Origin of the sequence: Pseudomonas sp. SWRI51 (genome assembly GCF_014268825.1) — a bacterium.
In the GTDB taxonomy this organism is placed as follows: Bacteria; Pseudomonadota; Gammaproteobacteria; order Pseudomonadales; family Pseudomonadaceae; genus Aquipseudomonas; species Aquipseudomonas farsensis.
Map to the genome: position 1 here is coordinate 1 of NZ_JABWRG010000008.1, position 23183 is coordinate 23183.

Annotated in this window: 27 protein-coding genes and 3 pseudogenes; 17 read left to right on the forward strand and 13 right to left on the reverse strand. The window is 56.2% G+C overall.

Going from position 1 to position 23183, the window contains the following annotated elements; all coding sequences use genetic code 11:
• Window positions 1-172 precede the first annotated feature (172 nt).
• Both HU720_RS04655 and HU720_RS04660 read right to left on the reverse strand, forming a co-directional pair.
• Window positions 173-346: a hypothetical protein gene (locus HU720_RS04655; protein ID WP_238337623.1), complete on the reverse strand. Its 174-nt coding sequence runs from the start codon at window positions 344-346 to the stop codon at window positions 173-175.
• 26 nt (window positions 347-372) lie between these two features.
• Complete coding sequence (locus tag HU720_RS04660; RefSeq protein WP_186517667.1) at window positions 373-1290, reverse strand: DUF4113 domain-containing protein; 918 nt, start codon at window positions 1288-1290, stop codon at window positions 373-375.
• Between the two features lie 402 nt (window positions 1291-1692).
• Between HU720_RS04660 and HU720_RS04665 the strand changes: the two genes are divergently transcribed.
• The 4 genes and pseudogenes from HU720_RS04665 (at window position 1693) to HU720_RS04680 (ending at window position 4354) form a co-directional block, all read left to right on the forward strand.
• A complete protein-coding gene (locus HU720_RS04665; protein WP_186517669.1) occupies window positions 1693-2697 on the forward strand; it encodes a hypothetical protein in 1005 nt (334 codons plus the stop codon).
• 413 nt (window positions 2698-3110) lie between these two features.
• Window positions 3111-3433 (forward strand): annotated as a pseudogene (locus HU720_RS24590) (hypothetical protein).
• 38 nt (window positions 3434-3471) lie between these two features.
• The gene (locus HU720_RS04675) at window positions 3472-3708 is read left to right on the forward strand and encodes a DUF4224 domain-containing protein (protein ID WP_186517673.1); all 237 of its coding nucleotides are present in this window, start codon (window positions 3472-3474) and stop codon (window positions 3706-3708) included.
• A 3-nt stretch (window positions 3709-3711) separates the two neighbouring features.
• Window positions 3712-4354, forward strand: a pseudogene (locus HU720_RS04680) (hypothetical protein).
• A 736-nt stretch (window positions 4355-5090) separates the two neighbouring features.
• Here HU720_RS04680 and HU720_RS04685 read toward each other — a convergent pair.
• Window positions 5091-6242 (reverse strand): MFS transporter, encoded by a 1152-nt coding sequence (locus tag HU720_RS04685; protein ID WP_104926638.1) that lies wholly within the window; start codon window positions 6240-6242, stop codon window positions 5091-5093.
• 528 nt (window positions 6243-6770) lie between these two features.
• Here HU720_RS04685 and HU720_RS04690 point away from each other — a divergent pair.
• On the forward strand, window positions 6771-7322 hold the full coding sequence (locus HU720_RS04690) for a TetR family transcriptional regulator (RefSeq protein ID WP_104926637.1): 552 nt from the start codon (window positions 6771-6773) through the stop codon (window positions 7320-7322).
• Between the two features lie 244 nt (window positions 7323-7566).
• Entirely contained in the window at window positions 7567-8187 is a 621-nt protein-coding gene (locus HU720_RS04695; RefSeq protein WP_033698632.1) for a tyrosine-type recombinase/integrase, read from the forward strand.
• 130 nt (window positions 8188-8317) lie between these two features.
• Here the strand turns inward: HU720_RS04695 and HU720_RS04700 are convergent, their stop codons facing one another.
• The gene (locus HU720_RS04700) at window positions 8318-9211 is read right to left on the reverse strand and encodes a LysR family transcriptional regulator (protein WP_104926636.1); all 894 of its coding nucleotides are present in this window, start codon (window positions 9209-9211) and stop codon (window positions 8318-8320) included.
• A 176-nt stretch (window positions 9212-9387) separates the two neighbouring features.
• Between HU720_RS04700 and HU720_RS04705 the strand changes: the two genes are divergently transcribed.
• Genes HU720_RS04705 through HU720_RS04715 form a run of 3 tightly spaced genes read left to right on the forward strand, consistent with a single transcriptional unit; the run spans window position 9388 to window position 12078 of the window.
• Window positions 9388-10416, forward strand: a complete 1029-nt coding sequence (locus tag HU720_RS04705; protein ID WP_110606498.1) for an alpha/beta hydrolase — start codon at window positions 9388-9390, stop codon at window positions 10414-10416.
• A 13-nt stretch (window positions 10417-10429) separates the two neighbouring features.
• On the forward strand, window positions 10430-11641 hold the full coding sequence (locus HU720_RS04710) for an MFS transporter (protein ID WP_104926634.1): 1212 nt from the start codon (window positions 10430-10432) through the stop codon (window positions 11639-11641).
• 47 nt (window positions 11642-11688) lie between these two features.
• The gene (locus tag HU720_RS04715) at window positions 11689-12078 is read left to right on the forward strand and encodes a cyclophilin-like fold protein (protein WP_225806722.1); all 390 of its coding nucleotides are present in this window, start codon (window positions 11689-11691) and stop codon (window positions 12076-12078) included.
• 107 nt (window positions 12079-12185) lie between these two features.
• Here the strand turns inward: HU720_RS04715 and HU720_RS04720 are convergent, their stop codons facing one another.
• Genes HU720_RS04720 through umuD form a run of 3 tightly spaced genes read right to left on the reverse strand, consistent with a single transcriptional unit; the run spans window position 12186 to window position 14087 of the window.
• Window positions 12186-12413 carry a hypothetical protein gene (locus HU720_RS04720; protein ID WP_346656554.1) on the reverse strand — a complete coding sequence of 76 codons (228 nt, stop codon included), beginning with the start codon at window positions 12411-12413 and terminating at the stop codon, window positions 12186-12188.
• Complete coding sequence (locus HU720_RS04725) at window positions 12395-13669, reverse strand: Y-family DNA polymerase (RefSeq protein ID WP_186517676.1); 1275 nt, start codon at window positions 13667-13669, stop codon at window positions 12395-12397. Before HU720_RS04725 ends, HU720_RS04720 begins: the two co-directional genes overlap by 19 nt.
• A complete protein-coding gene (gene umuD / locus HU720_RS04730) occupies window positions 13659-14087 on the reverse strand; it encodes a translesion error-prone DNA polymerase V autoproteolytic subunit (protein ID WP_186517678.1) in 429 nt (142 codons plus the stop codon). The genes HU720_RS04725 and umuD overlap by 11 nt, the downstream gene beginning before the upstream one ends.
• 102 nt (window positions 14088-14189) lie before the next feature.
• On the opposite strand from umuD, the gene HU720_RS04735 reads away from it, so the two are divergent.
• Together HU720_RS04735 and HU720_RS04740 are read left to right on the forward strand one after the other, a co-directional pair.
• Entirely contained in the window at window positions 14190-14876 is a 687-nt protein-coding gene (locus tag HU720_RS04735; RefSeq protein ID WP_186517680.1) for an SOS response-associated peptidase family protein, read from the forward strand.
• 135 nt (window positions 14877-15011) lie between these two features.
• Window positions 15012-15401, forward strand: a complete 390-nt coding sequence (locus HU720_RS04740) for a hypothetical protein (protein ID WP_186517682.1) — start codon at window positions 15012-15014, stop codon at window positions 15399-15401.
• Window positions 15402-15463: 62 nt separating this feature from the next.
• Here the strand turns inward: HU720_RS04740 and HU720_RS24210 are convergent, their stop codons facing one another.
• Window positions 15464-15682: a hypothetical protein gene (locus HU720_RS24210; RefSeq protein ID WP_238337624.1), complete on the reverse strand. Its 219-nt coding sequence runs from the start codon at window positions 15680-15682 to the stop codon at window positions 15464-15466.
• 101 nt (window positions 15683-15783) lie between these two features.
• A pseudogene (locus tag HU720_RS24215) lies at window positions 15784-15885 on the reverse strand (DNA adenine methylase); the annotation flags it as partial.
• Here HU720_RS24215 and HU720_RS04745 point away from each other — a divergent pair.
• Together HU720_RS04745 and HU720_RS04750 are read left to right on the forward strand one after the other, a co-directional pair.
• Window positions 15886-16266 carry a hypothetical protein gene (locus HU720_RS04745; protein WP_186517684.1) on the forward strand — a complete coding sequence of 127 codons (381 nt, stop codon included), beginning with the start codon at window positions 15886-15888 and terminating at the stop codon, window positions 16264-16266. It begins immediately after the preceding pseudogene.
• A gap of 81 nt (window positions 16267-16347) precedes the next feature.
• Window positions 16348-16866, forward strand: a complete 519-nt coding sequence (locus tag HU720_RS04750; protein WP_186517687.1) for a hypothetical protein — start codon at window positions 16348-16350, stop codon at window positions 16864-16866.
• Between the two features lie 4 nt (window positions 16867-16870).
• Here HU720_RS04750 and HU720_RS04755 read toward each other — a convergent pair whose 3' ends face one another.
• A complete protein-coding gene (locus HU720_RS04755) occupies window positions 16871-17479 on the reverse strand; it encodes a hypothetical protein (RefSeq protein WP_186517689.1) in 609 nt (202 codons plus the stop codon).
• A 121-nt stretch (window positions 17480-17600) separates the two neighbouring features.
• On the opposite strand from HU720_RS04755, the gene HU720_RS04760 reads away from it, so the two are divergent.
• Window positions 17601-18152, forward strand: coding sequence for a hypothetical protein (locus HU720_RS04760; RefSeq protein ID WP_238337625.1), 552 nt, complete (start codon window positions 17601-17603; stop codon window positions 18150-18152).
• 3 nt (window positions 18153-18155) lie between these two features.
• Here the strand turns inward: HU720_RS04760 and HU720_RS04765 are convergent, their stop codons facing one another.
• Window positions 18156-18599 carry a hypothetical protein gene (locus tag HU720_RS04765; RefSeq protein ID WP_186517693.1) on the reverse strand — a complete coding sequence of 148 codons (444 nt, stop codon included), beginning with the start codon at window positions 18597-18599 and terminating at the stop codon, window positions 18156-18158.
• A gap of 98 nt (window positions 18600-18697) precedes the next feature.
• Here HU720_RS04765 and HU720_RS04770 point away from each other — a divergent pair, with 98 nt between their 5' ends.
• The 3 genes from HU720_RS04770 (at window position 18698) to HU720_RS04780 (ending at window position 21381) form a co-directional block, all read left to right on the forward strand.
• Window positions 18698-19336 carry a hypothetical protein gene (locus HU720_RS04770; protein ID WP_186517695.1) on the forward strand — a complete coding sequence of 213 codons (639 nt, stop codon included), beginning with the start codon at window positions 18698-18700 and terminating at the stop codon, window positions 19334-19336.
• A gap of 393 nt (window positions 19337-19729) precedes the next feature.
• A complete protein-coding gene (locus HU720_RS04775) occupies window positions 19730-20509 on the forward strand; it encodes a DUF2786 domain-containing protein (RefSeq protein WP_186517697.1) in 780 nt (259 codons plus the stop codon).
• On the forward strand, window positions 20506-21381 hold the full coding sequence (locus HU720_RS04780) for a hypothetical protein (RefSeq protein ID WP_186517699.1): 876 nt from the start codon (window positions 20506-20508) through the stop codon (window positions 21379-21381). Before HU720_RS04775 ends, HU720_RS04780 begins: the two co-directional genes overlap by 4 nt.
• On the opposite strand, the gene HU720_RS04785 is transcribed toward HU720_RS04780, so the two are convergent.
• Window positions 21378-21797: a hypothetical protein gene (locus HU720_RS04785; RefSeq protein WP_186517701.1), complete on the reverse strand. Its 420-nt coding sequence runs from the start codon at window positions 21795-21797 to the stop codon at window positions 21378-21380. The two genes, HU720_RS04780 and HU720_RS04785, sit on opposite strands and share 4 nt — an antisense overlap.
• Window positions 21798-21873: 76 nt before the next feature.
• Window positions 21874-23067: an HNH endonuclease gene (locus HU720_RS24595; RefSeq protein WP_186517703.1), complete on the reverse strand. Its 1194-nt coding sequence runs from the start codon at window positions 23065-23067 to the stop codon at window positions 21874-21876.
• Between the last annotated feature and the right edge of the window lie 116 nt (window positions 23068-23183).

A 23183-nucleotide genomic window follows, 5' to 3' on the forward strand; every position in this document is an offset into this window, starting at 1 on the left:
GAGCACCAGACAGGCTGCTTCGCGCTTGAACTCAGGGGTAAAGGTACGGCGTTGCTTGGTCATCAGACACCTCTTTGTGGCGAGCATTCTCGCCTAAATGAGTGTCCGGTTTCATTAGACCACTACATCTCAGCCTATCGTTTAGGTAAGCCTAGGGCCCCGCTGCGCAGATCTAAGCATCATTCTGCTCAAGCAGCGCCCAGAGGCGTGCAGCCTCGGCAAGCTCAAGCATGTCAGAAAGCTGCTCATCCTCAACATCTCTACGGCGATGCGCTGCCATCGCTAGCTCAGAAAGCACAGCAGCCCGCCAATCAGGGTCTGCGATCAAAGCCGACTGGTCGTTCATCTCCGCTATCCACCCCTCTGGCAGGCTCAGCATTTGACTGTCCACAACTGATTGATCCTCGTCGTATGAGACTGACTCATCATCTCCCGCCTCATGCCCCAGTCCGGCGCCGCCGCCACACTGGCGCTCCGCATCGTACCCCTCCCCCAGCGCTCGTTGATGTTATCCATCACATGCATCAGCCGGTCACACTGCACCGGCTGCTTGAGCGCAAACAAATCCTCCGAAAACTCGCCAGGCTGCCGCAAATCCATCAGCAGCACCTCGGCTTTGCTGTACCGGAACCCGGGGCGGTAGATCCGGCCGACCGCATCGGTGGCCAGCCGCGTCAGCAGCAACGTGTCGCACGTTGGATATGGCAGCTCCACCAGAGCGCCTTGGGCATGCTTCGGCGACTCCGCCTCATCCAGTTCAAGGCACGGCGTGCCGGCCAGCTCGCGGGCAGTCTTTTCCACTACCGCGCTGAATTTCTGCCGCAGGCCGGTCTGGGCGAGTAGACGTTTCGCGGTATGGTTGGCCAGCTTGGCGAGGGTCTTGGTACCGGCGATGCCTACGCGCACGGGGATGCCGGTGCACTGGAAGACACGCGATCGCACCTTCCGCCCTAACTGGATCAAGTTCTCCTGGATACCGCTCAGGTCAGCGAAACACTCGTCGATGCTGTAGATCTCGGTCGCGGGTACCATCCCCTCAATGACCGTCATAACGCGCTCGCTCATGTCGCCGTAAAGCGCGTAGTCACTGCTAAAGGCCATGATGCCGTGCTGGCGGAGCTTGTCCTTTGCCTGGAAATAGGGCTCGCCCATTTTTATGAAGGGCTTTGCGTCGTACGACCTGGCGATCACGCAGCCGTCGTTGTTGCTGAGCACCACAATCGGGGTCTTGGCCAGGTCCGGCCGAAAGACCCGCTTACAGCTCGCATAAAAAACGTGGTTCGGTCCCAACTACGATCCCGATAGTCCGGAAGTGCAGGAGCGGCGCCACATGTCAATCGCCATCATGGAAAGGGCAGCACGCCCACCGAGGCAGCATAAGCCATGATCGCCTTCGCTAGCATGGCCTATTCGGGGCTCTCGCGAATGACGTGCAGGGAAATGCATCGACCTAGACGTAATTATCGCTCCCAACATGATGTCACGGACGGTTGTTAAAAACGTTGATACTAGTACCACTTGCTGCAAAAATAGCCAATGGCCATCGATATGATGCAGTCATGCCTCACGGGTAGATGGATGGAATTTTGAAAGCACTTTGGCTCACCAAAACTTCATCCGCAATCGAATCAACATTATTAATCCTCACCAAGACCAAAACCAGCTACGAGATTATTACAAGGCTGAGAATGAATGCTTAAGCACCTCCCTAAGATTTTGATTTCCTCCGTGGCACTTTTTGGCATGCTCACCAACTTATACCTAATCAACACCCTAAGCTCTCACACTGCTTATACAGGGGTTGAGGACTTTCATCCACTTAGAATGTGGGAAAGAGGCCGTGATGTTACACAGTACACAACCGTAGGCGGCTTCATATCCTTTTCACTTATTGGCGCCGTCGTCGCCGCCTACGCATCACAAAAAAAAGGACTGTCATTGCGCATGACCCTACTAGCAATGGCTAGTGCATTTTTCATATCTGGAGCCGTATTAGGAAACATACAAAACAAAATAGTTTCGAGCATTGGCATAATACTTCTTGAGAATTATCCAGAGACAGCCAAACGAGCAATTTCCACTTATTACGTTCAACGCATGATCTGGAGAGACAACGAATTCAAGAACACCCTCATTCCAACTTATGCAGGAAGCAATATAAATACCACTGAATCAGAACTATTCCGTGTAAATATGTTTTATTTAATTGACGACCCCCTTACTGTAGTAGGCGATAAAGCCAGAAACAAACAACTCATGAATCTTTACTATTTCGATGCCGTCGATGCACAGCGACAGCGAGAGCCTTGGCGTGTCAGCGACAACTTTACCTTCGACGACTTCACCAAAAACTTCCAGACACCTCAACATGATGTGCAGAGAGTATACAATACAGCCGTTATCCCTATAGTCATGGCCTCTACAATACTCAGCCTTATACTGAGCATATTAATCTTTGCTGCCCAAATGCTGGGGCTAGGGGGCGGGCACTGGGTAAAAGTCAGACTAATCGGGGTGCTTGGAGTTGCCATACTACTGTTAACTACACCAGTTTTCATAAGAGCTGATTACCATTCAGTCCAAGGCGCACAGGAGCAGCTATGCAGCCAAGCATTTTGCAATGCAAAGAAATATGCAGTCGATTGGCTATTCAGGTTTGAGCTAGGGATTGTAAGGCTGATATCAGTAGTCGTGTAAAAGGGAACAATTCTTCGCAAAGCTGTACCAGGATTTGCAATTGTGCTTTCCACGCATAAGAACATACTGGTTGAGCAGGAAGTTAACGTGCTCCAAGACGAGAGTCGGCGACACGCGCTACACCTCCCGGCACTTGGACCCGTACTGCTGAAGTCTTAGCCGAGGTGCGCTCAGCCTGCGCGCGCGCCATCGGCGAAGGAAACACCTGCGATCGCAACCTGTGCAAGTACAGCTCGAGCAAAGTCGTGCCTGACTTTCACTACTGCGCTGCGCACCACGCCGAGTGGAAGGCATTTCGTTACGCCGGCAGCGTGAATCGCGAGCTCGAAAACCTCGTCCCACTCATGGACGCGTAACCCCCCCCCCCTACAATTCAAGCCCGCCGATATGCGCGGGCCTGGAGAGCTATTGCCGTGACAAAAGAAGAATTGGCTGGCCTGCACCAGAAAGTGCGCGTCGCCATTGAGGCCGGGAAAGCAGCTGTGGCTGCTTGTACCAATGACGGAGGCAGCGCCAACCTCGACCGCATCGTCATTCCTCTGCTTGGCCTGCGCGCCAGCCAGTTGCCTACCCTGCCTGGCTATTTGCAAAGGAGTAGCGGCTACCACCAACAGGGCATCCATCTCGATACGCCTTGGCCAGGCATCGCAATAAGCACAGCGCTGGCGTGCAAGCGATGCACGCATCACTCCAGGCCCAGGGCGTCGACTGCTACGTGTACTACCAGGTCGATTGACCACAACCTGCCGCCACCGGCGGCGTGGAGACCATCCCATGGAACATACGAGCGAGTTCCTCGAAGACGACGAGGTAGTGCGCATCACCGGCTACCAGATCCCGAGCAAGCAAATCGCCTGGCTGGCCAACAACGGCTGGCAGTACACGCTGACTCGGGCGCGGCGACCAGTTGTAGGCCGGGTGTATGCCCGCCTCAAGATGGCGGGCGTTAAGCCGGACGCTACGAACGCAACAACCGAAACCTGGACATTGGACTTATCGCGCGTGGGGTAGTGGATGCGCAACAGGAAGGCATCGAACAAGGACCTGCCGCCCAGAATACTGCGGCGGGTCCGCAAGATGAAAAGCGGAAAGCTGCGGGTTGGGTACTACTACGACGGGAGAGGGATGCAGACGGGAAGCGGCAGGAAGTGCTGCTCGGGACTGACCTCGCTGAGGCCAAGCTTGAATGGGCGCGCCTGGGGCACAAGGCGAAGCCGAAAGTGATGGCTACGATGGGCGAGCTTTTTGACCGGTACGAGCGGGACATCATCCCGCGCAAGTGCGCTTTCGGCGGCACGTCAACGGCGAGCTGACTGGCCTTGGCCTCTTCATCGAAGCGCTTCTGGAGCGGCGAAAGCTGCAAGGTGTGCGCAACTCACGCCTCATCACCAATGACTCGGGGCTGCGGATGAGCTGGGAAATGCTGAGGAACCGATTCAGCGAAGCGCGTGACAAGGCCGCCAGGAAGCTGACCGCCGATGGCAACGCAGACCTGGCCGCCAAGGTTCGGCAGTTCCAGTTCCGGGACATCCGACCGAAGGCGGCGTCCGAAATCGAAGACCTCACCCATGCCAGCAGGCTACTCGGGCACTCCAAAGAGGAGATAACGAAGCGGGTCTACCGTCGAGTTGGCGAGGTCGTGAGCCCGACAAAGTAGGATGAGTTGCGGAACACATGCCAAAAGTTGCGGAACACTTCTGCTTTTTTGAGCGCAAGAAAAAACCCCGCAGACGTTAATCTGCGGGGCTTTCGAATGTGGAGGCCGAGGTCGGAATCGAACCGGCGTAGACGGATTTGCAATCCTATACAAGAAAGCCCCGCTAATGCGGCTTGCGGCACGTTATCAGTTCCAAAACAAAGTCGAAACGGAGGGGCTACAGGCCGCATTCTACAAGGGTCGGGGTTTCAGTTTTGGAACCGATTTTTCTGCTGTCGCGCACCGTTGCAGGTGCCCCTTCCTGAGGCCTGAACAGGCCCTGCGCCGCATCATCTTCTTCGCCGCCCCCAAAGGGAGATCTCCCTATACCTAATAGTATGCAGACGTCCCGTTTACCAAATTTTCACGCTCGCTTAGGCAGCCTGAAACTATCCCTACGTGATAGACCTTGCCCGCCTCGGCGGGCTCTCTTTTGCCTGCCAGTTCTGTAAGCCACTTTGCTGCCATGGGGCGGGAGCATCCATAGCCGCCGGCAGCTATCGACCCATAGCGGCCACTCACAGCGGCCAGCATTGCCTCATTCTTTGCGGACAATACATTTGGCGCTTATGGAGCTTTGTGCGAAAGGCGCAGGGTGAGAGAATCTCCACCCCTCCAGCGCGGCAACAGGTTCGTTTCCAGCAAAAATAAAAGTGATCGGCACCTGTGCCCCCGAGGCGGCCATTACCTGCCAGACTCAATGCTGTTTGTCTGATGCGATCTTAGCGCCGCAGAGGACGAGGATCAGTAACGCTGAGGTGAAGAGCAAAGAGAAGCTTAGGGACGTCGCATGAGCGATCAATCCAATCGCAGCCGGCCCCATCAGTATGCCTAGGTAGCCGATCGCATTGACTATCGCCAGCGCTTGAGCCACGGGCATTACAGTCTGATGCCCGGCCGCGGAGCAAAATATCGGAACGAGATTCGAGATTCCTAATCCGACGAGCACGAACCCCCAAACCGAAACAATCCAGTGGTCGATGCCCACCGCCAACGCCATGCCGCCCATAGCCAACAAACTTCCTATCAGTAGCACTGTTCGCGACCCGACTTTGCTGACGATCCAATCACCTGACAGCCTCCCTACTGCCATGGTCACCGAAAACGCGGCATACCCGATGCCCGCAATATCAGAATCCACGTCCCGGTTTGAAGTCAAATAGACAGCACTCCAGTCGAGCATAGAACCTTCAACCAGAAAAGCGATGAAGCACAGCCCCGCCAGTAGCAACACTAGCCTGGTTGGCTTCATCTTAGCCGGCGCTCCCTCTAGCTCCGCGAACGGGAGCATGTGACGACCAAGAGATAAGAGCACCACGCCTAATCCAAGAGCTAATGTAAGTATTGACTGTACAGGATTGAGGCCTAACCAGAGCAGGAGGCTTACCGTGCCGGCGCCGAAAATGTTGCCGACGCTGGCCAGGCCATGAAAGCCAGACATCATCTGCTTGCCGTGGTGACGCTCGACAAGCGAGCCTTGAAGATTCATGTTTACATCGGCTGTACCGATGGCGGCCCCAAAAATAAACAAAAAAAACAAGAGTGCCCAATATGAAGTGGCAGTTGCCAGACCAACAAGGGCAACAGCGGTAACAGCGCTTGCAAGATAGACAGTTCTCCTGCAGCCAATTCGATTCGCTAAACGGGCCACAAACGGCATCATGCACATTGATCCGGTACCAAGGCCCAAGAGGAGCAGGCCTAATTCCGCCTCACCTATCTGCGCCCTTTCCTTAGCAAATGGAACCAAAGGTGCCCATGCGCCCATGCAAGATCCCGCGAGGAAGAAAGCATATCTGGAGGCGGAAAGCGTATGAGAGGTAAAAAAAGCTCGTTCCGTACTATTCATCTAATAAAGCCTGTAGTTCGCAAGCGGACACTAAGCCCGTAACTTATGGTTCAGATCGGTAATAAAATTTTTGCTGACGCGTGCGACCTAGAGAGCTAGAGCCTTTCCCAGGTAGAGCTAGCTAGTAAGGACGCCAGATGAGTAGCCGAATTTTTCGCCGACATCTTAGCTACCGTTCATCGCGCAACCATCAAAAATAGCATTGATGAGTTGTGACCAGAGAAAGTCTTCATAGGGCGTTTTGGCGTTGAACTGACTGCAAAGTGTCTTCGTCTACTTCCTCAAGCCAATAATCGATTCGTCGAACTTCGCGTCATACAAACAATCATCAATAACACCGGTCAATGTGTTCATCCAAAAAATTTCCTGACCCACTAGCTATTTGTTTCGGGCTCTTGCCCAGCGCAAGAAACCGTACAGGCGTACGATTTCTATCCTACTGCGAGCGCTGATCGAGGTCAATGAAATCGTACGGTTGTACGATTTCTTGCCCTATGCTAATGTCAGCTGGCAGAGATAGGAGTATGCATGACGAACGAGAAACGGAAGACTTGGCAGCAAGACCCTCATCGTAGGGAGAATATCCTCAAGGCAACCCTAGACTGCATCGAACTGCACGGGGTTGTATGCACAACGTACCGAAAGATTTCCGAACTGTCGGGCGTGCCTCTCGGTTCACTTACACACTACTTCCCGAGCATGCAGGAGCTGCTGCTGGAGGCATTCCAGCTGTTGGCTCAATGCGTATCTACTCGATTTGCAGCAGCAATTCGAAAAGCAAAGACTAAAGAAGACGCTTGCAATGCGATCGTGGATGTTATCTTTGAAAGATTCACATTCGGCACTAGAACGATCCAGCTGACTTGCGAGCTCTATATTTTCGCGGGTCGTAACTCTGTAATGAAGAATGTTATGAAAGACTGGATGCTTGAAATCAGAGGATCACTCGAACTCTTTTTCTCCCCCTTGTCAGCAGTCGCGTTAGATGCTCTGATTGAAGGAGTCATTCTTCATCGATCGGTAATCCCCATTGCTCGTGAAGACGCTTACAAAATGATAGCCAGGCTATCCGATTTGTAATAGTCATTGTTTGCAGACAGAAAAATAAAGCGTTATCTGGCCAGCATATCCAAACTACGTAGGTATAAGCGGCACGGTAACGTCCTGCCTGATGATTGAAAGAGGTTGCCGCTCTCGCTGCGGGATGTAAACCGACGCCGTTGCTGCGTTTCTTGTAAGGGTATGAACGTCCGCTCTGGGTCGGTTAGCGACCGTCCACCGTATCGAGTTCACCCTTGTTCTCCCCTAACGCGGAGGACAACCCATGAAAACCGCTGCTATCTACACCCATCGCCCATGGAACAAGGGAAAGCTAGTCGGGCAGAAAGCTCCGCTCCGACTCAGAGATATCTGGGCCATCCGGGTAAGGCTCCAGATCGCGGAGAAATCTAGGGATCTGGCGTTGTTCAACTTGGCAATCGACAGCAAGCTGCGAGCCTGCGACTTAACCAAGCTTCGTGTACGGGACGTAGCCCATGGAGAGCATGTGTCGTCACGAGCGATCGTGATGCAGCAGAAAACTCACCATCCAGTGCAATTTGAGATCACCGAGCAAACCCGTATGGCTTTGGAAGCCTGGATGCATCAGGCTCATCTCCGTAGCGAGGACTGTCTGTTTCCGAGCCGGCTACACGGTTCAGATCATCTCTCCACCAGGCAATACGCTCGAATAGTGAAAGCCTGGGTGACAGCCATTGGCCTTGATCCGGCGCTGTACGGCACCCACACGCTGCGGCGAACGAAGGCCTCGTTGATCTATCGTAGAACCAAGAATCTGAGGGCAGTCCAACTCTTGCTTGGCCATACGAAGCTTGAAAGCACCGTCAGATATCTGGGGATTGAGGTCGACGATGCCTTGGAGATGGCAGAGCAGACGGAGGTCTGACCATCCAAAGCGACGGTCAAGGGCAGACCGTCGCTAACCGACCCAAAGCTGCCGTTCGTTTGAGGGAATATGTCGGCCATAAGCGGACATATCGGACAATGATGTGGAGCTGCTCCCGTCACTTACGCATCTACTTCGTCAAACGCAACGCCTCAAGTACAAGAGCGAAGGCCGGGGAAGGTTGTCTGCGGCTGGGGTAGTAGAGGTGATAGCCAGAATAAGGCTCGCACCAGTCCTCCAGTACCCGGATCAATCGGCCCTCTTCAAGGTAAGGGAAAAACTCGTCTTCGGGCAGGTAGGCGATGCCCAGGCCTCCGACTGCTGCGTCAGCGATATGGGTGGTGGTGTTGAACACCAGTTGCCCGTCAACCCTCACCCTCAATTTCTTGCCTTTGCGCTCGAACTCCCATGCCTCCACTCCCCCGTAGGTGGGAAAACGGATGTCGATACACCTATGCGAAGCAAGGTCGTTAGGATGCTTGGGTGTGGGATGTTCAGTGAAATAGCTGGGGGCGGCAACCACGGCCATACGCAGATCGCCGCCGATCGGCATGGCGATCATGTCTTGCGCTACGGTACCGCCAAACCGCACCCCGGCATCGAAGCGGTCAGCCACGATATCTCGGAAGCCGTAGTTGATATCGAATTCGAGCTTGATGTCTGGATAGGTCGCCAGAAGGGGTATCAGCTTGGGCAGCAAGGTCGTCTTGATGATGTTGTCGCCACAGGTAATACGAATCTTGCCCGCCGGCTTGTCCCGCAATTCGGTCAGCGCATCTAGCTCGGCTTCGATCTCATCGAAACGGTGGCCGATGGTATGCATGAGGCGTTCACCCGCCGCCGTCAGCGAAACACTGCGAGTGGTGCGTGTAAGCAGGCGAATCTGCAACCGCGCCTCCAACGCTGACACAACCTGACTTACCGCAGATTGGGTTACACCCAGGTGTGCTGCCGCGCGGGTGAAACTGCCTTCGCGAGCCACCGTCACGAAGGCTTGCAGGTCGTTGAAATTGTGCCGAGGCATGCGTCAATCCTCTTATTCAGTAGCAGAGGTTATAGCGGCTTTTAGCATTAATTAGCTAATCAAAGTCTCAATCTTTCACGACAATGCTCTAGGCCCTCGTGTGTTTTGCACGCGAGCGGCCCAAGCAATCGTCAGAACACTCGACGATCGATCTTCAACCCGTGAGAGATGACCCAATGAAGAAACTCCTTGTAGCCCTGGGCCTTCTGCTCAGCTCGGTCACAGCCCTCGGAGCCGATATGTCCAACGGTGCAGACAATTTTTTCAAGAGCGACAAGGTGACCATGGAGAAGGTCGCCTTCAAGAACCAGTACCAAATGAAGGTCGTGGGCAACCTCTTCATCCCTAAAGGAGTAGGTATGACCGCCCGAAGCCCGGCAATCATTGTTGGCCATCCCATGGGCGCGGTTAAGGAGCAGAGTTCCAACCTGTACGCCCAGAAACTGGCGGAGCGAGGCTTCGTGACCCTGGCGTTAGATCTGTCGTTCTGGGGCGAGAGCGAGGGCAGCCCACGTAACGCCGTTCTCCCAGACCTCTACGCAGAAGACTTCAGTGCGGCTGTCGATTATCTCGGAACTCGGGCGTTCGTAGATCGGCAGCGCATCGGCGTGCTGGGCATCTGTGGCAGCGGCAGCTTCGCGATAAGTGCGGCCAAGATCGATCCGCGAATGAAGGCTATCGCAACGGTCAGCATGTATGACATGGGCGCCGCCAATCGCAACGGCCTCAAGCATTCGCAAACTCTGGAGCAACGCAAGCAAGCAATCTCAGCAGCAGCCGAGCAGCGCTATGTGGAGTTCGCCGGCGGCAAGACTCAGTACACCAGCGGCACCGTGCACGAGCTGAGGGACGATACCAATCCGATCCAGCGCGAGTTCTTCGACTTCTACCGCACGCCTCGTGGTGAGTACACGCCGGCAGGTTCCAGCTCCGAGCTGACCACCCACCCAACGCTGACGAGCAACATCAAGTTCATGAACTTCTATCCGTTCGCGGATATCGAGACCATCTCCCCTCGCCCGATGCTGTTCATCGCTGGCGAGAACGCCCATTCGCGCGAATTCAGTGAGGAGGCATTCCGCCTGGCTGGTGAGCCCAAGGAACTCTACATCGTCCCCAGCGCCGGACACGTCGACCTGTATGACCGGGTGAAACTCATTCCTTTCGAAAAGCTCACCCAGTTCTTCCAAAACGGCCTGAAGTGATCCGGTGGGCACCATGAATACCTCATTTACTGTTCACGCTGACCAGCCACTGTCCCGCCCTAGTCACTGGGGCGGGGTGTTGGCGATGACGCTCTGCGTCTTTGCCCTGATCGCCTCGGAGTTCATGCCTGTCAGTCTGCTGACACCGTTGGCAGTCGATCTGCATGTCAGCGAAGGAGCGGCAGGGCAAGGCATCGCGATCTCCGGTGCCTTTGCCGTGCTGACCAGCCTGTCGATCACCTGGCTAGCCAGAAGCATGGATCGCAAAACGCTCCTTCTTATCCTTACGAGCCTTATGGCGATATCCGGCGCTGTTGTAGCGCTCGCACCGAGCTTCACCCTCTACATGGTCGGACGAGCGTTGATTGGTGTTGTCATCGGCGGATTCTGGTCTATGTCAGCGGCAACGGCGATGCGCCTGGTGCCAGATGATCAGGTGCCCAAGGCGCTGGCTGTTTTCAACGGCGGTAATGCGCTGGCCACGGTGATCGCGGCGCCACTAGGCAGCTATCTGGGGTCGGTGGTCGGCTGGCGCGGCGCGTTTCTCTGCCTGGTGCCGGTAGCGGTCATCGCACTGGTCTGGCAATGGTTCAGCCTGCCCAGCATGCCGGCCCAGGTGCGCAAGCGAGGTGCGGCCAACGTTTTCAGGCTGCTTGGGACTCGTTCGGTGTCCTTCGGCATCGCGGCTTGCGGCGCCTTCTTCATGGGGCAGTTCGCGCTGTTCACCTACCTCAGGCCGTTCCTGGAAACGGTGACGAAGGTTGACGCCACAATGCTGTCGCTGCTCTTGCTGGTGATTGGCGTTGCCGGCTTGGGGGGGACGTTGTTGATCGGCGCCCTGCTGAAGAAGGGACTGTACCGCACGTTGATAGCTATTCCGCTGCTGATGGCGGTGATTGCCCTCTCGCTGATCCCAGTTGGCAGCGCAGTAGTGCCGGTGGCGATCCTGCTGGGCCTGTGGGGACTGATGGCCACGGCAGCGCCTGTGGGCTGGTGGAGCTGGGTCGCTCAGGCGATGCCCAACGACGCCGAGGCCGGTGGTGGGTTGATGGTGGCAGTGGTGCAATTTGCCATCGCCTCGGGTTCGATGTTGGGGGGCTGGCTGTTTGACCACAGCGGCTACCAGAGCACCTTTACTACCAGTGCGGCCATTCTATTGATTGGTGCGGCTATGACACTCATGGCCATGCGTGTACAACCAGGCCGAAGTCAGGATTCTCCATGATCAGCCTGCATTTGTGCCGTGCGGGCATCTGGCTCTGCCTGCTGCTGATGCTCAGTGGCTACGTAATTGCGGCGCCTAAGCCGAAGGAGAAACTTATGTGGATGACCATTGGTGACAAGCGCTTCGCTATTACCTTGGACGATAATGAAAGCGCACGGGCACTCGCTCAGTTATTGCCCTTGACTCTGGACATGACCGAACTCAACGCCAATGAGAAGTACGCGACCTTGCCGCAGCGGCTTCCTACCCGTGCGGCGAGGCCTGGCACCATCCGCAATGGAGATCTGATGCTATACGGCAACGATACGCTGGTGATCTTCTACCAAACGTTTGAGTCAATCTACGCCTACTCCCACCTGGGACGAGTTGATAGCCCCGATCAGCTTATCGAGACTCTGGGGAAGGGGAATGTGTCCGTTCACTTCTCTATGGACTAGGTGGTGCATCGCTAGACCTGATGAGTGTCTGATACAAGCCGTTTGCTGTCCTCCACGAACGGCAGCTATGGGTCGATAGCTGCCACTCGCCGAGAGATAACTTGACCTCAAAGAGTCGCGCAGCTTTCGTGTTCGAGGAGCGCCCAAAGCCGAGCAGATTCTGCGTATTCCAGCATGTCGGAAAGCTGGTTTTCATCAAGATCCCCTCGGCGATGCGCTGCCATCGCTAGCTCAGCAAGCACAGCTGCTCGGCCATCCGGGTCAACGATCAACTCCGGCTGGTCGTTCAGCTCAGCGAGCCAGCCCGCTGGAAGGCTCAACATTTCACCGTCCACAGATGATCAATCCTTGTCGTGTACGACTGACTCATCATCTCCCGCCTCATACCCCAGTCCGGTATCGCCGGCACACTGGCGCTCCGCATCGTCCCCCTCCCCCAGCGCTCATTGATGTTATCCATCACCTCCATCAGCCGGTCACACTGCACAGGCTGCTTGAGCGCAAACAAATCCCCTGAGAACTCGCCAGGCTGTCGCAGATCCATGAGCAGCACCTCGGCTTTGCTGTACCGAAACCCGGGGCGGTAGATCCGGCCGACCGCATCGGTGGCCAGCCGCGTCAGCAGCAACGTGTCGCACGTTGGATATGGCAGCTCCACCAGGGCGCCTTGGGCATGGCGCGCTTCGTCTGGGTTGAACATCCCGGTGCGGATGCTCACCCGCAGGCGCTTGCACACCGAGCCTTGGACCCGAAGCTTTTCTGCCGCGCGGCCGACGTAGGTGGCCACGGCCTGCTTGATCGGCGCCAACTCGGTCAAACGCTTGCCGAACATCCGACTGCAGCAGATCTCCTGCTTCGGCGGCTCCGCCTCATCCAGTTCAATGCACGGCGTGCCGGCCAGCTCGCGAGCAGTCTTTTCCACTACCACGCTGAATTTCTGCCGGAGTGTCCAAGGGTCGGCCTTGGCGAGATCCATTGCCGTAAGGATGCCCATGGCTTCAAGGTGCGCCGTCATGCGCCGGCCGATTCCCCACACCTCTTTGACCTCGGTGTTTCGCAGCACCCAATCGCGCTTGAAGGGATCGGTGATATCGACCACCCCGCCGGTCTGGGCGAGTAGGCGTTTCGCGGTATGGTTGGCCAGCTTGGCGAGGGTCTTGGTACCGGCGATGCCAACCCCCACCGGGATGCCGGTGCACTGGAAAACCCGCGAGCGCACCCTCCGCCCGAGCTGGGTCAAGTTCTCCTGGATGCCGCTCAGGTCAGCGAAACACTCGTCGATGCTGTAGATCTCGGTCGCGGGTACCATCCCCTCAATGACCGTCATCACGCGCTCGCTCATGTCACCGTAAAGCGCGTAGTTGCTACTGAAGGCCATGATGCCGTGCTGGCGGAGCTTGTCCTTTGCCTGGAAGTAAGGCTCGCCCATTTTCACGAAGGGCTTGGCGTCATATGACCTGGCGATCACGCAGCCGTCGTTATTGCTGAGCACCACAATCGGGGTCTTGGCAAGGTCTGGTCGAAAGACCCGCTCACAGCTCGCATAAAACGAGTTGCAGTCGATCAGCGCGAAGACCTGGTCACTGCGCATGGTCGCGCACGCTGTAACGGACCACGCCCCAGACGACCAAATCGTCGCCCTCCATGATGTAGCGCGGGGGATACGCCGGGTTTTCCGACTTGAGGATCACCGCGCCGTCGCGACGATGCAGCCTCTTGCACACCGGCTCGCTGTTCACGGCAGCGATGACGATGTCGCCATGCTCAGCCTCGCGCCCACGGTCTACGATCACGATATCGCCTGAGTAGATGCCGGCACCCTGCATGCTATCGCCCTCAACTTTCACCAGATACACATGCGGCGCGCGGAGGTCGAATAGCTCATCGAGGGAAATGTGACCTTCGAGGTGGTCAGCCGCAGGCGATGGGAAGCCGGCCGGAACTCGAAATGAGTAAAGCGGAAGAGGCTCGGCGCCTCCGGTCGGGGAACCCAGGTAGGTGACTGTCATGGTGGTAGGCTCAAGGCTGACTGTATGCATATACAGTAGATATGGCGTCGCGATATCGGTCAATCCAGAACACCGAATTTTCTGACGAACGAGAGGTGGGAGATGTGCGGACGTTATTCAATCTACGAGTCGATGGATCACTACCTTCGCCAGCTTTCGTTGGATCTGGTGGTTATCAATGGCTATGACCACGAACCCATCTCGCGTTACAACGTGGCGCCAGCGACTCGCGTCGAGGTCATTCGCCAGGCAGAGGACGGCCTGAGCGTGGAAAAGGTCAGGTGGGGATGGTCGCCGTTCTGGGCGAAGGGGAAACGTCCCGATCCGATCAATGCTCGGGCCGAAACGGTGGTGACGGGTAAGTTTTTCAAGGGGCTATGGCCTGCGGGCAGAGCACTTGCTCCTGCCAACGGCTGGTTTGAGTGGGTGCCTGACCCGTCCGACCCAAAGCGCAAGCAGCCATATTACATCACCAGTGCTGACGGGGCGCCGCTCTACTTCGCTGCGCTGGCTGAAGTGCATCAGGACATTGAGCCAAGCGAGCGCGACGGGTTTGTGATCATCACTGCCGCAGCTGATCAGGGGCTGGTGGACATCCACGATCGCAAACCCTTGGTACTTACGCCAGAAGTGGCAAGGGAATGGTTGGACCCCGCGACATCACCCGACCGCGCCGCCGCTATAGTTGAGAGCGGATGTCGGCCGGCGGAAGACTTCAGGTGGTATCCAGTGGGGAAAGCCGTAGGCAACGTGCGAAACCAAGGGCCAAAACTGATTGAGCCAGCTTAGTGACGAATGAGCGGCTGATGGTCGCATGGAGCTGGGAGGCCGTCACCGCTTGAGGCTATTGGCTCACAAAATCCCCAAATCCCTGAGTCATTCTGAAATAATGGCACTTCGTCATTATCTGAGCAAAGGACTCTCATGAAACGCTTTTTAATTCGGTCAATCGGCGCGATCTGTGCCCCCTCAATTCTACTTCTGGGCCAGTCATTTTGGGCTTCTGCGGCAGCAAAAGACCTGAAATGGTGCTCGGACGTTACGGTTACTGGCACAATCGGGCGCAGCATTTATGAAGCACACAACGGGATGAAACACTCCATTGAGTTCATGGATCTCAACGAAGCGATCAGAGTCCTACCGGCGGGGGGCGACTGCGATTTCGACAAAGTTGTGACTGACCGTATACAGCTGGCCGGGCACTACAGCAAACCCGAAACTGGCCAGACCCTGACAGTAACGGGTCGCCTTCTGCCGCAGGGGGCACCTGCCGATCGATATGAAGTAATTCTATTTGTGCCCGAGCAACGCTAGCATTGCCCATGCTGTGAACCGGTAATAACCGGTCTCTCGTGCCGAGGCGGCCGACGCCCACTTTAAGCAGGTTGCCAGCTTTCCAGGCCACTTCGATGTCTGATAAGGGGTTGGTGCCCAAGTGCGTAGAGCTGATAGTCCGTTACCGCTTGGTAGGCCGATTCAGCGATCAAGCGCAGGCGTTCCACCTGGTCCGGCGCCTCGCCGGCGGCCTGGACATCGAGGTAACGGCGAGGCGCCGCTATCGCCTCTTGAATCGGGGGTTCACCCGCCTCGATCATCCCTTCAATTGCCCGCTTCGCAATTCCTTCCTGAGGATTTCCTCAACGCATTATAGGCAAAGGCAGCCTGACGGTATCCATGCTTCCCGCCCAGCGACAAATCAGAACAACTGACCCAGCTCGGCAGGTTTCCAGTTCATGATTACCAACTCACCAGTGACGTCCGCTTTTCCAATTCGTTGATTAGCCGTCGTGTAGCGGATATGGCTGCAGGTGATCAGTCGATCACTGAGCGCCTACGCGTTGAGCGCGAGCAGCTCCATCGGGTCAGGGAAGCAGCCAAAACGATGACACTTGGTGAGGCCGTCCGCGAGCTAGGTATCGGCCGGACAGAGCTCCACCGCATGTCGAAGGCCCACGGTTTCCTGTTCAGGTCGAACAACAAAGAGCGCCAGCAGCGCGAGATTGCCCGCGAGGCGAGAGCCGCTGAAAAGGCGCGGATAGTGGACCTGGTGCGCGCCAACAGCGGCAAAGGCTTGAGCCGTCACTTCGTCGCTGGCCGTCTTGGCATCAGCGACGGATACCTCAAAAAGATCATCGAGGAAAACGGCCTCGACTTTCCGCTATACGGGGACCGACCTTGAAACGCATCACCGCGCGCGTTCGGCATGGCCGGCGCCAGCAACAAATCAATCTGCCGCCCAGCGGCTTGGGAGGTATCGGTCATGGCAATGGATCAGTCGGAGCGCGACAAGCGTCGGCGCGAGAAGGCAGCCAAGGTGAAGGAAGCGGATCTGCGCCTGAAGGTTCGACCAGGGACTAAACAGGCCCTCCTAGAGCTGATGGAGTGGGCCGGGATCGAGGAACAGGGCGAGGCGATGACGCTAATGATTCATCACGTGGAAGCGCTCGGGCATCACGCATTGTTCAGGATCGCGCGCCACGAAATCGAAGCTCACCGCTCTGTGGCGCGGACTGAGCCGCTTCGGCTGTCAGCCAGGAAACGAACCGGGCAGCACCTGCGCGCAATGTGCGGCTGGGCAGATGCTACATACAGCCAGATCATCGAGGCGCTGATCCACGGTATCCACGCACTGGGTAGGCTGCACGCGGCGAAGTTTCTTATCCCGCCGCGGCACGAGATCAGCATATCGCCGCGTCTAGTCCTGGCTTTCGACCGGAAGAGCATGCTGATGATTCAGCAGGAACCAGGGGACGAAATAGTCTACCCATCTTTTCAATGAGTTCTTAAAGAACTTGAATAGGAAACAGGTCCCTTCTAATCTTTGCGAGCGACTCCAAGCATGAATCAACACTAGACCTCAAATTGAGCTCATTGAGACTTGAATTATATTCACCGCCCGCAACAATCTGCTCCCATAGCCCCTTCACATTTGAAGCATTAAATCGAATATCCACAAAAGCTGCTGTATGCTCCGAAGACTCGAAGCGCAGAGCATCGACTGACGCAAGCATCAACTGACAGTCAGCAAGAGCATTAATTGCCCGAGGGAGCAGCTCTTTCGGATCATGCGGGCCGGCTGAGTGAGCTAGATTACTAATGCGCTCTATCAACCCAACGCAAATATCAGCTATGCCGAACGCCTTGACCACATACTCTCTCCGCTCGTTAAGATCATCGTAAATCTTTTGGCGCCTTTGCTGCCCAGCTATGTATGTTGCCCCGCCAATTGCTGCAATTGATCCGACAGCCTGCACCCAGCTTGCGATTTCACTACTATTTAGATCGTAAACTCTAATCATTAGTGAAACGACAAAAATAGACGCAAGCACCCAAACGAAATTCTGCACAGACAACCAAGGCTTAAACAAGCTTTTCCCATAATCATTCAACATTGTCTTCCAACTTTCGCTTTATTGTTACGAACCTGCCGAATTGTGGCAAACCCCATATTACCCCAAAAATTCCACCATGCCGCATCCGGCCACGGAGGGCGGCGCATGCATGGAGAAAACCATGAGCTACTTCTACAAAACCGAATCACCGACAGTGTTGGCTGCTGTGCGCGCCTGGGACCAGAAAAAGGCCGATTGGGACGCTCAACGAGTGCGGCTCGGCCGGGCCTTCGGCGGCGCTGCCTCTCCAATGTTCAGCGGGTCACGCAATTACGTCGGAGGCATCAAACTCGGCGCCAGCCGCGACCTTGATGTGCATTGGTGTCGACCTGACGATTACGGTTACCGGGCTCTGCGCCGAGCGCCAAAGCACGCCAAGGGTACCGGCAAGGACGTACGGGCCGCCGAGAAGGCAGAGCACCAGCGCTTAGCAGGTCTCTGGAAAGAGCACTGCCCGGAGGCTATCGACCGGGATGATATGTGGGAGGCCGTCGGCGTCGACCGCGGCGGCATCTGGCTTAGTGGCGGAGTGTGCTTCGAATACGGCGGCGTCGTATGGCTGAATCTTGGCTCTCGGTCTTCATCCGACGATGTCGATGGACTGACGGAAATTGTCGGCAGCGAGTACGAAGCAGCCCGCGAACAAGTGCTCAAGCTGCGCAAAGCCGCATGAGTTTTAGGCTGTCGGCTCGACTCGGTATTTCCTGATGACCAAGCCGGCGGGTAACTCAGTCATCCCGCGAATGTTCACAAGAATTTCAGATTCGCCTGGGTTCACAGCCTCGTCGGTGCCCTCAAAAAACTCTATGCCGCTTGCCGATAAGTGCTCGGTATCAACCTCATAAATCCATCCAGACTCAGAGTTTTCATATGTTGCGAACCAGCTTGCGACCTTTTCATTTGAAGTGAACGAAAGGTACGAAGTTCGGTTAGCGGAGCTGCAAGCGTTGTGAAGATATCTGGCATTGGATGCAGAGCGGCCGAATTCGATGACCGTCGTTCCGAACTGAACATGGGGATCACCGCACTGAGCCTCCAATTCATCATCGGTCCCACTACTGACAAGCTTCCCGCCATTTAGCAAATCCAGCGAAACGCTGACGCCTCTGTAGATTCTCATCCAGCCCTCTTTAGTAATTGATCTGGCATGAGCACGAATACCCCACTTCAACGAATCACGCCACCCCGGCGAGGGCGGCGCCTGCAATGGAGATTGCCATGGCCCAGTTCTACCTACAGGACAGCCGAAGCCATGTCGGTGACGGCATGATGTTCTGGGCGAAGGAAGGTCGCGGCTACGTGACCAACCTGGACCAGGCCGAGCTGTTCACCTTCGAGGAAGCCTGCCGTCACCGCGACACCGATATCCCGTGGCCGAAGGAATACATCGACGCCCGCGCGCATTACGGTGTCGACTGCCAACTGATGGATAATGATCGCCGAGTCGCCGAGCTCTCGGCCGGCGCCCGAGTCTACGTGCATGTGCCAGGCGACTGGAACGGGAACGACGTCTACTGGGTCAGCGAGATGCGCGGCAAGGTGACCGAGAACCTGCAGCACGCTCAGTGCATGGATCTCGAAAACGCTCAGTTCACGTACTTCAACCACGCCGGCCAGGGCACCCGGGTTTTCTGGCCTGCCGCCTACATCGACACGATCCGCAGGCGCCTAGTGCACCGCCAGAATGTCGACCACAAGCTGGCGCTGCGCGTAGCAGGCGTGAAGATGCCCCGGCCGCCCAAAGTCGCCAAGCGCCGCGAGCCGATGCTCAACTGCTGCGGCTGCGGGCGCTTTATCAGCTGGGATGGACGATTTCTCAACAACTGCAAGAACTGCGGCGCGAACAACTGCCCCTGATCCGACCACTATGCGGATGAACGCAGACTCTTTGCCACCGATTTGTAGAGTTCCCAGAAATTGGCGCGCATGCGTCGCAGTGCTTCGTCACTTATCGTACCAGCGTGAAGTTCTTTCCTGTACGCGTCTATCTGTCTGAAGTAACCAGTCTCCATAGGCACCGAGAAGTCAGATTCCTTCAAGTGTTGAACTTCGCAGGCCGCCTGCAGCGCGCACTCACGGTCGGTACCCGATCGAGCCACGAGGGCTTCGATTGCGTTCTCCAATGCATAGTAGATGTCGGAACGATTTCTCATAGCTGGCCCACTCATTAGCTGAACGCCACACCAATACCCCACTTCAACGAATCACGCCACCCCGGCGAGGGCGGCGCCTGCACGCAAGGACAACGACATGACCGAACAACAGCACGACGAAAGCAAACTCGAGCGGGTCATCCGCAAGATCAAGCGCTGCTTGGCCCTGTCCAAAAGCTCGAACGAAAACGAAGCGGCCACAGCGATGCGCCAGGCTCAGGCGCTGATGCGCGAGTACCGCCTCACCGAGTTGGATGTGCGCCTGAGCGACGTGGATGAGGTTCAGTCGGAGAAATCCAGGGCTAACCGGCGGCCAACCTGGGATCGACACCTGAGCGGAATCGTGGCCAGGGTATTCGCCTGCCGACCACTCTCGTACAAGCACTGGTGCAAGTCGTCCGGGCGAATGGTTGAGCGGGCCTTGTTCGTGGGCGTGACGCCTGCACCACAGATCGCGATGTATGCCTACGAGACCTTGCTCGCCAAGCTGACGCAGGCACGGCGCGACTATGTGGCTCAGGTCAGGAGCGGCAAGCGACGCAGAGACTACTCCCCTGAGACAGCCGGCGATCACTTCGCAATCGCGTGGGTTTCAGTGGTGCACGGCAAGATCCATGAACTTGTGCCCCGCGGCGAAGAAGGCCCGGCGCTCGAGCAACACTCCAATGGGCGCGACCTCGTGGCAGTAGAGAGCCAGGACAAGGCACTGATAGAGCAGTACCTGGGCGGTCGCGAGATCGGCAAGCAGCGCAAGTCGGGGCCCGTAGAGCTCGATATGGCTGCCCAGATTGCAGGGATGCTCGCCGGGCAGCGGGTACAGCTCAATCCAGGCATGGCTCACGGCGAACAGGAACAGTTCAGGTTGGGAAGCGCATGACGACGAATCCCTACCAGATCACTGGGCCGGCGCAGATCGGCTTCAGTGGCGGACGCAGTTCCGGGTACATGCTGTATCACATCCTCGAAGCGCACGGCGGCAAGTTGCCCGAAGGGGTACACGTCACCTTCCAGAACACCGGCAAGGAGCGCCCTGAGACGCTCGACTTCATTCTGGAATGCCAGCGACACTGGAATGTGCCTATCACCTGGCTGGAGTTCGACGGCGTTTACGGCCGGGGCCTGACCTGGAAGGTGGTCAGCCACGAGACCGCAAGCCGCAAAGGCGAGCCGTTCGACCTGATGCTGCAGTACTACACGGACTACCGACGCGAGGAAAAGGGCGAGCCGCCCATACTGCCGAACCCCGTAAACCGCATGTGCACGGACCGGATGAAGATCAAGGCCAGCACCTGGTACATGCGCGATGTGCTGGGCCTGGATTCGTGGGATGCGATTATCGGCATCCGGGCAGACGAGCCACGGCGCTATCACCGCATGATGGCTGCGAACGAGAAAGGCGGTAACCGGTGGGATAACGTGACGCCCATGTACCAGGCCGGCGTGCTGAAGGTCGACGTGAAGAGCTTCTGGGCCCGTCAGTTGTTCGACCTGGGCATCGACTCCGACCTGGGCAACTGTGATCTCTGCTTTCTCAAGTCACCAGAGAAGATCATTAGAGGAATCATAGAAAACCCTGACGCCGCCCGCTGGTGGATCGAGGCTGAAGAACGTACCGGCCAGGTTTTCCGCCGCGACCGCCCGAATTACAAAGCACTGGAGTGGATGGCTGACCAGCTAGACCGCCAGATACCGCTAGATCTCGACTTCGCTGAGGATGAAGACCTCATCGACTGCATGTGCGGCGATTAGCTAGGCTTTAAGGCAGAAATGATCCCCGTCACCATGCCGCCAGCCCCAAACAAGATGGCCACCCAAAACGTTACGGCCTCTCTACGAGCTTTTTCTTCTTCGCGAATAATCTTTCGAGCTTCAAGGACGCCCTTTTGAGTCAGGTACATTGGCTGTGACTGATCATTTTCAAAATCGACCCGATCCCAAAGGCTTTTATCCTGCCGATCTGGAAGCGGAACAAGTAGAGCCTCTGCTTTCCTCTCCAGATATCTAGTAACGATTGACTGCCGCCACTCATAGATGCTGTCAGAGATCCGTACGTATTCCTCCCAATCATCCGCGGGCTCTTGCGGGCGTCGAGTTTCATTCTCCGCTTCTGCGCGTCGAACTTTCGCAAGCTCGCGCCGGTGCTCCAACCAGTGAAAACCGAACATTCCTGAGTCCTTCAAATTTTTGTCGAAATATACCGGCGAGGTATCCCCATGCCCACAGAAATCCGCGCCAGAAGCCCTATCCTCTCGCACCCTGGAAAATATTGTTTCGGTGGTACTCGAGAAACTCCGTCTGCACGGAGTTAAAAGCCTTACCCTGCACTCTTGCTGGAAGGCCCCAGGCAGCCACAACTGAAGCCGCCCCAGGGGCAATGAGCAGAGCCCCCTCGTTCGTAAAAGAGATCCAGCCACGATCTAAAAGCTTGTCGACGTGGGGAGACAGAAGCAGACCATTGTCGCCGCTCAACCTCTCTTCGTTGGTCGCGTCTCGCCAGGGTTTAATATGGCTTGCGACGAGAAAGGCCAGGTTGTCCACGCCCGTTAGACGACACCGGCTTTCAATCTTTGCTACTCGTTGCCGAAAAACTCCCTGTCCAATCCGTGCACGGGTGAGTTGCTGCTTCTCTGTCTCGGTGAGAGCTTCGTTTTCCAGACTATCGACCTCAACAGCTTCCTTCCCTTCAACCTCTATGTCATGCGCCACCTGCAAAGCGGAAGCATCAACTTCAATGGCCAACTCAACAATCAATCGCCCAAGCTTAGGTGAGATTGCTGCCAAATAGCATCCCTGGTTTCCATGACCATTCTTCTGAAGCGGCGAATATTTGGTTGGAAGCAATGGTCTGATTCGATCAATAAAAGTCTTCGGTTCCACCCAAGTCGGCAGGGGCAGCCACTCGATTAAGACTTCCCAACCCGATTGCCCCCAGTACTCAGCTGCTTCCCAGTGAGTTTTTGGGATAGCTGCTTCTGTATGGCTCCTGGTGACAATACCGATGGCTTTCACTACTCCAGCCGCGTAGGAAATTACTTTGTCACCAACCCGCACTTTAGTTAGGTTCTGATAGGTTTCGTTGAAGCTACCGTCCCTTTTCGCCTTCGGGGACCAGATATAACCGCCAGCGTATTCATCCTGATGGGTTTGCTTATGATTGACCCACCAGAAGCGAGATATTTCTTGCTCGTGAAGAACGCGCTCAAAAACTACCAGCTCCGCTCCGAGGTCAAGCGACTTACGCTCCCAGCCAGCTTCGAGCCATAGATGGGCCCAGGTGTGGGAGTCATCAGTTCTTGAATTTGCCCACCAAGCATTGTGATTTCTCGCGACCGGGGGCAGCCCGCCTACAAGTTCATCAATTTGGGCGAAGGTCAGCGCAATCGAGTCGACTGTCTGAGATCGGAGAAAATCGGCCAGGGGCGTGTACTTACTCACCGGTCACCTGTAAGCGCGAAAACTGAAATCATATTGCCATCAGGGACCAACAGCAATCTTCCCGTTCCAACAACTCAGTCTCCATCCAACGCCATGATGTAGAGCAAGGTATCCCC

Coding starts and splice junctions, on each gene's coding strand:
- HU720_RS04665 (WP_186517669.1), top strand. CDS start 1,693: ATGCTTAAGCACCTCCCTAAGATTTTGATTTCCTCCGTGGCACTTTTT.
- HU720_RS04785 (WP_186517701.1), bottom strand. CDS start 21,797: ATGTTCGGTTTTCACTGGTTGGAGCACCGGCGCGAGCTTGCGAAAGTT.
- HU720_RS04745 (WP_186517684.1), top strand. CDS start 15,886: ATGGCTGCAGGTGATCAGTCGATCACTGAGCGCCTACGCGTTGAGCGC.
- HU720_RS04690 (WP_104926637.1), top strand. CDS start 6,771: ATGACGAACGAGAAACGGAAGACTTGGCAGCAAGACCCTCATCGTAGG.
- HU720_RS04700 (WP_104926636.1), bottom strand. CDS start 9,211: ATGCCTCGGCACAATTTCAACGACCTGCAAGCCTTCGTGACGGTGGCT.
- HU720_RS04655 (WP_238337623.1), bottom strand. CDS start 346: ATGAACGACCAGTCGGCTTTGATCGCAGACCCTGATTGGCGGGCTGCT.
- HU720_RS04675 (WP_186517673.1), top strand. CDS start 3,472: ATGGAACATACGAGCGAGTTCCTCGAAGACGACGAGGTAGTGCGCATC.
- HU720_RS04775 (WP_186517697.1), top strand. CDS start 19,730: ATGACCGAACAACAGCACGACGAAAGCAAACTCGAGCGGGTCATCCGC.
- umuD (WP_186517678.1), bottom strand. CDS start 14,087: ATGACAGTCACCTACCTGGGTTCCCCGACCGGAGGCGCCGAGCCTCTT.
- HU720_RS04750 (WP_186517687.1), top strand. CDS start 16,348: ATGGCAATGGATCAGTCGGAGCGCGACAAGCGTCGGCGCGAGAAGGCA.
- HU720_RS04765 (WP_186517693.1), bottom strand. CDS start 18,599: ATGAGAATCTACAGAGGCGTCAGCGTTTCGCTGGATTTGCTAAATGGC.
- HU720_RS04780 (WP_186517699.1), top strand. CDS start 20,506: ATGACGACGAATCCCTACCAGATCACTGGGCCGGCGCAGATCGGCTTC.
- HU720_RS04735 (WP_186517680.1), top strand. CDS start 14,190: ATGTGCGGACGTTATTCAATCTACGAGTCGATGGATCACTACCTTCGC.
- HU720_RS04740 (WP_186517682.1), top strand. CDS start 15,012: ATGAAACGCTTTTTAATTCGGTCAATCGGCGCGATCTGTGCCCCCTCA.
- HU720_RS04695 (WP_033698632.1), top strand. CDS start 7,567: ATGAAAACCGCTGCTATCTACACCCATCGCCCATGGAACAAGGGAAAG.
- HU720_RS04715 (WP_225806722.1), top strand. CDS start 11,689: ATGCTCAGTGGCTACGTAATTGCGGCGCCTAAGCCGAAGGAGAAACTT.
- HU720_RS24210 (WP_238337624.1), bottom strand. CDS start 15,682: ATGATCGAGGCGGGTGAACCCCCGATTCAAGAGGCGATAGCGGCGCCT.
- HU720_RS04770 (WP_186517695.1), top strand. CDS start 18,698: ATGGCCCAGTTCTACCTACAGGACAGCCGAAGCCATGTCGGTGACGGC.
- HU720_RS04685 (WP_104926638.1), bottom strand. CDS start 6,242: ATGAATAGTACGGAACGAGCTTTTTTTACCTCTCATACGCTTTCCGCC.
- HU720_RS04760 (WP_238337625.1), top strand. CDS start 17,601: ATGAGCTACTTCTACAAAACCGAATCACCGACAGTGTTGGCTGCTGTG.
- HU720_RS04705 (WP_110606498.1), top strand. CDS start 9,388: ATGAAGAAACTCCTTGTAGCCCTGGGCCTTCTGCTCAGCTCGGTCACA.
- HU720_RS04710 (WP_104926634.1), top strand. CDS start 10,430: ATGAATACCTCATTTACTGTTCACGCTGACCAGCCACTGTCCCGCCCT.
- HU720_RS04755 (WP_186517689.1), bottom strand. CDS start 17,479: ATGTTGAATGATTATGGGAAAAGCTTGTTTAAGCCTTGGTTGTCTGTG.
- HU720_RS04725 (WP_186517676.1), bottom strand. CDS start 13,669: ATGCGCAGTGACCAGGTCTTCGCGCTGATCGACTGCAACTCGTTTTAT.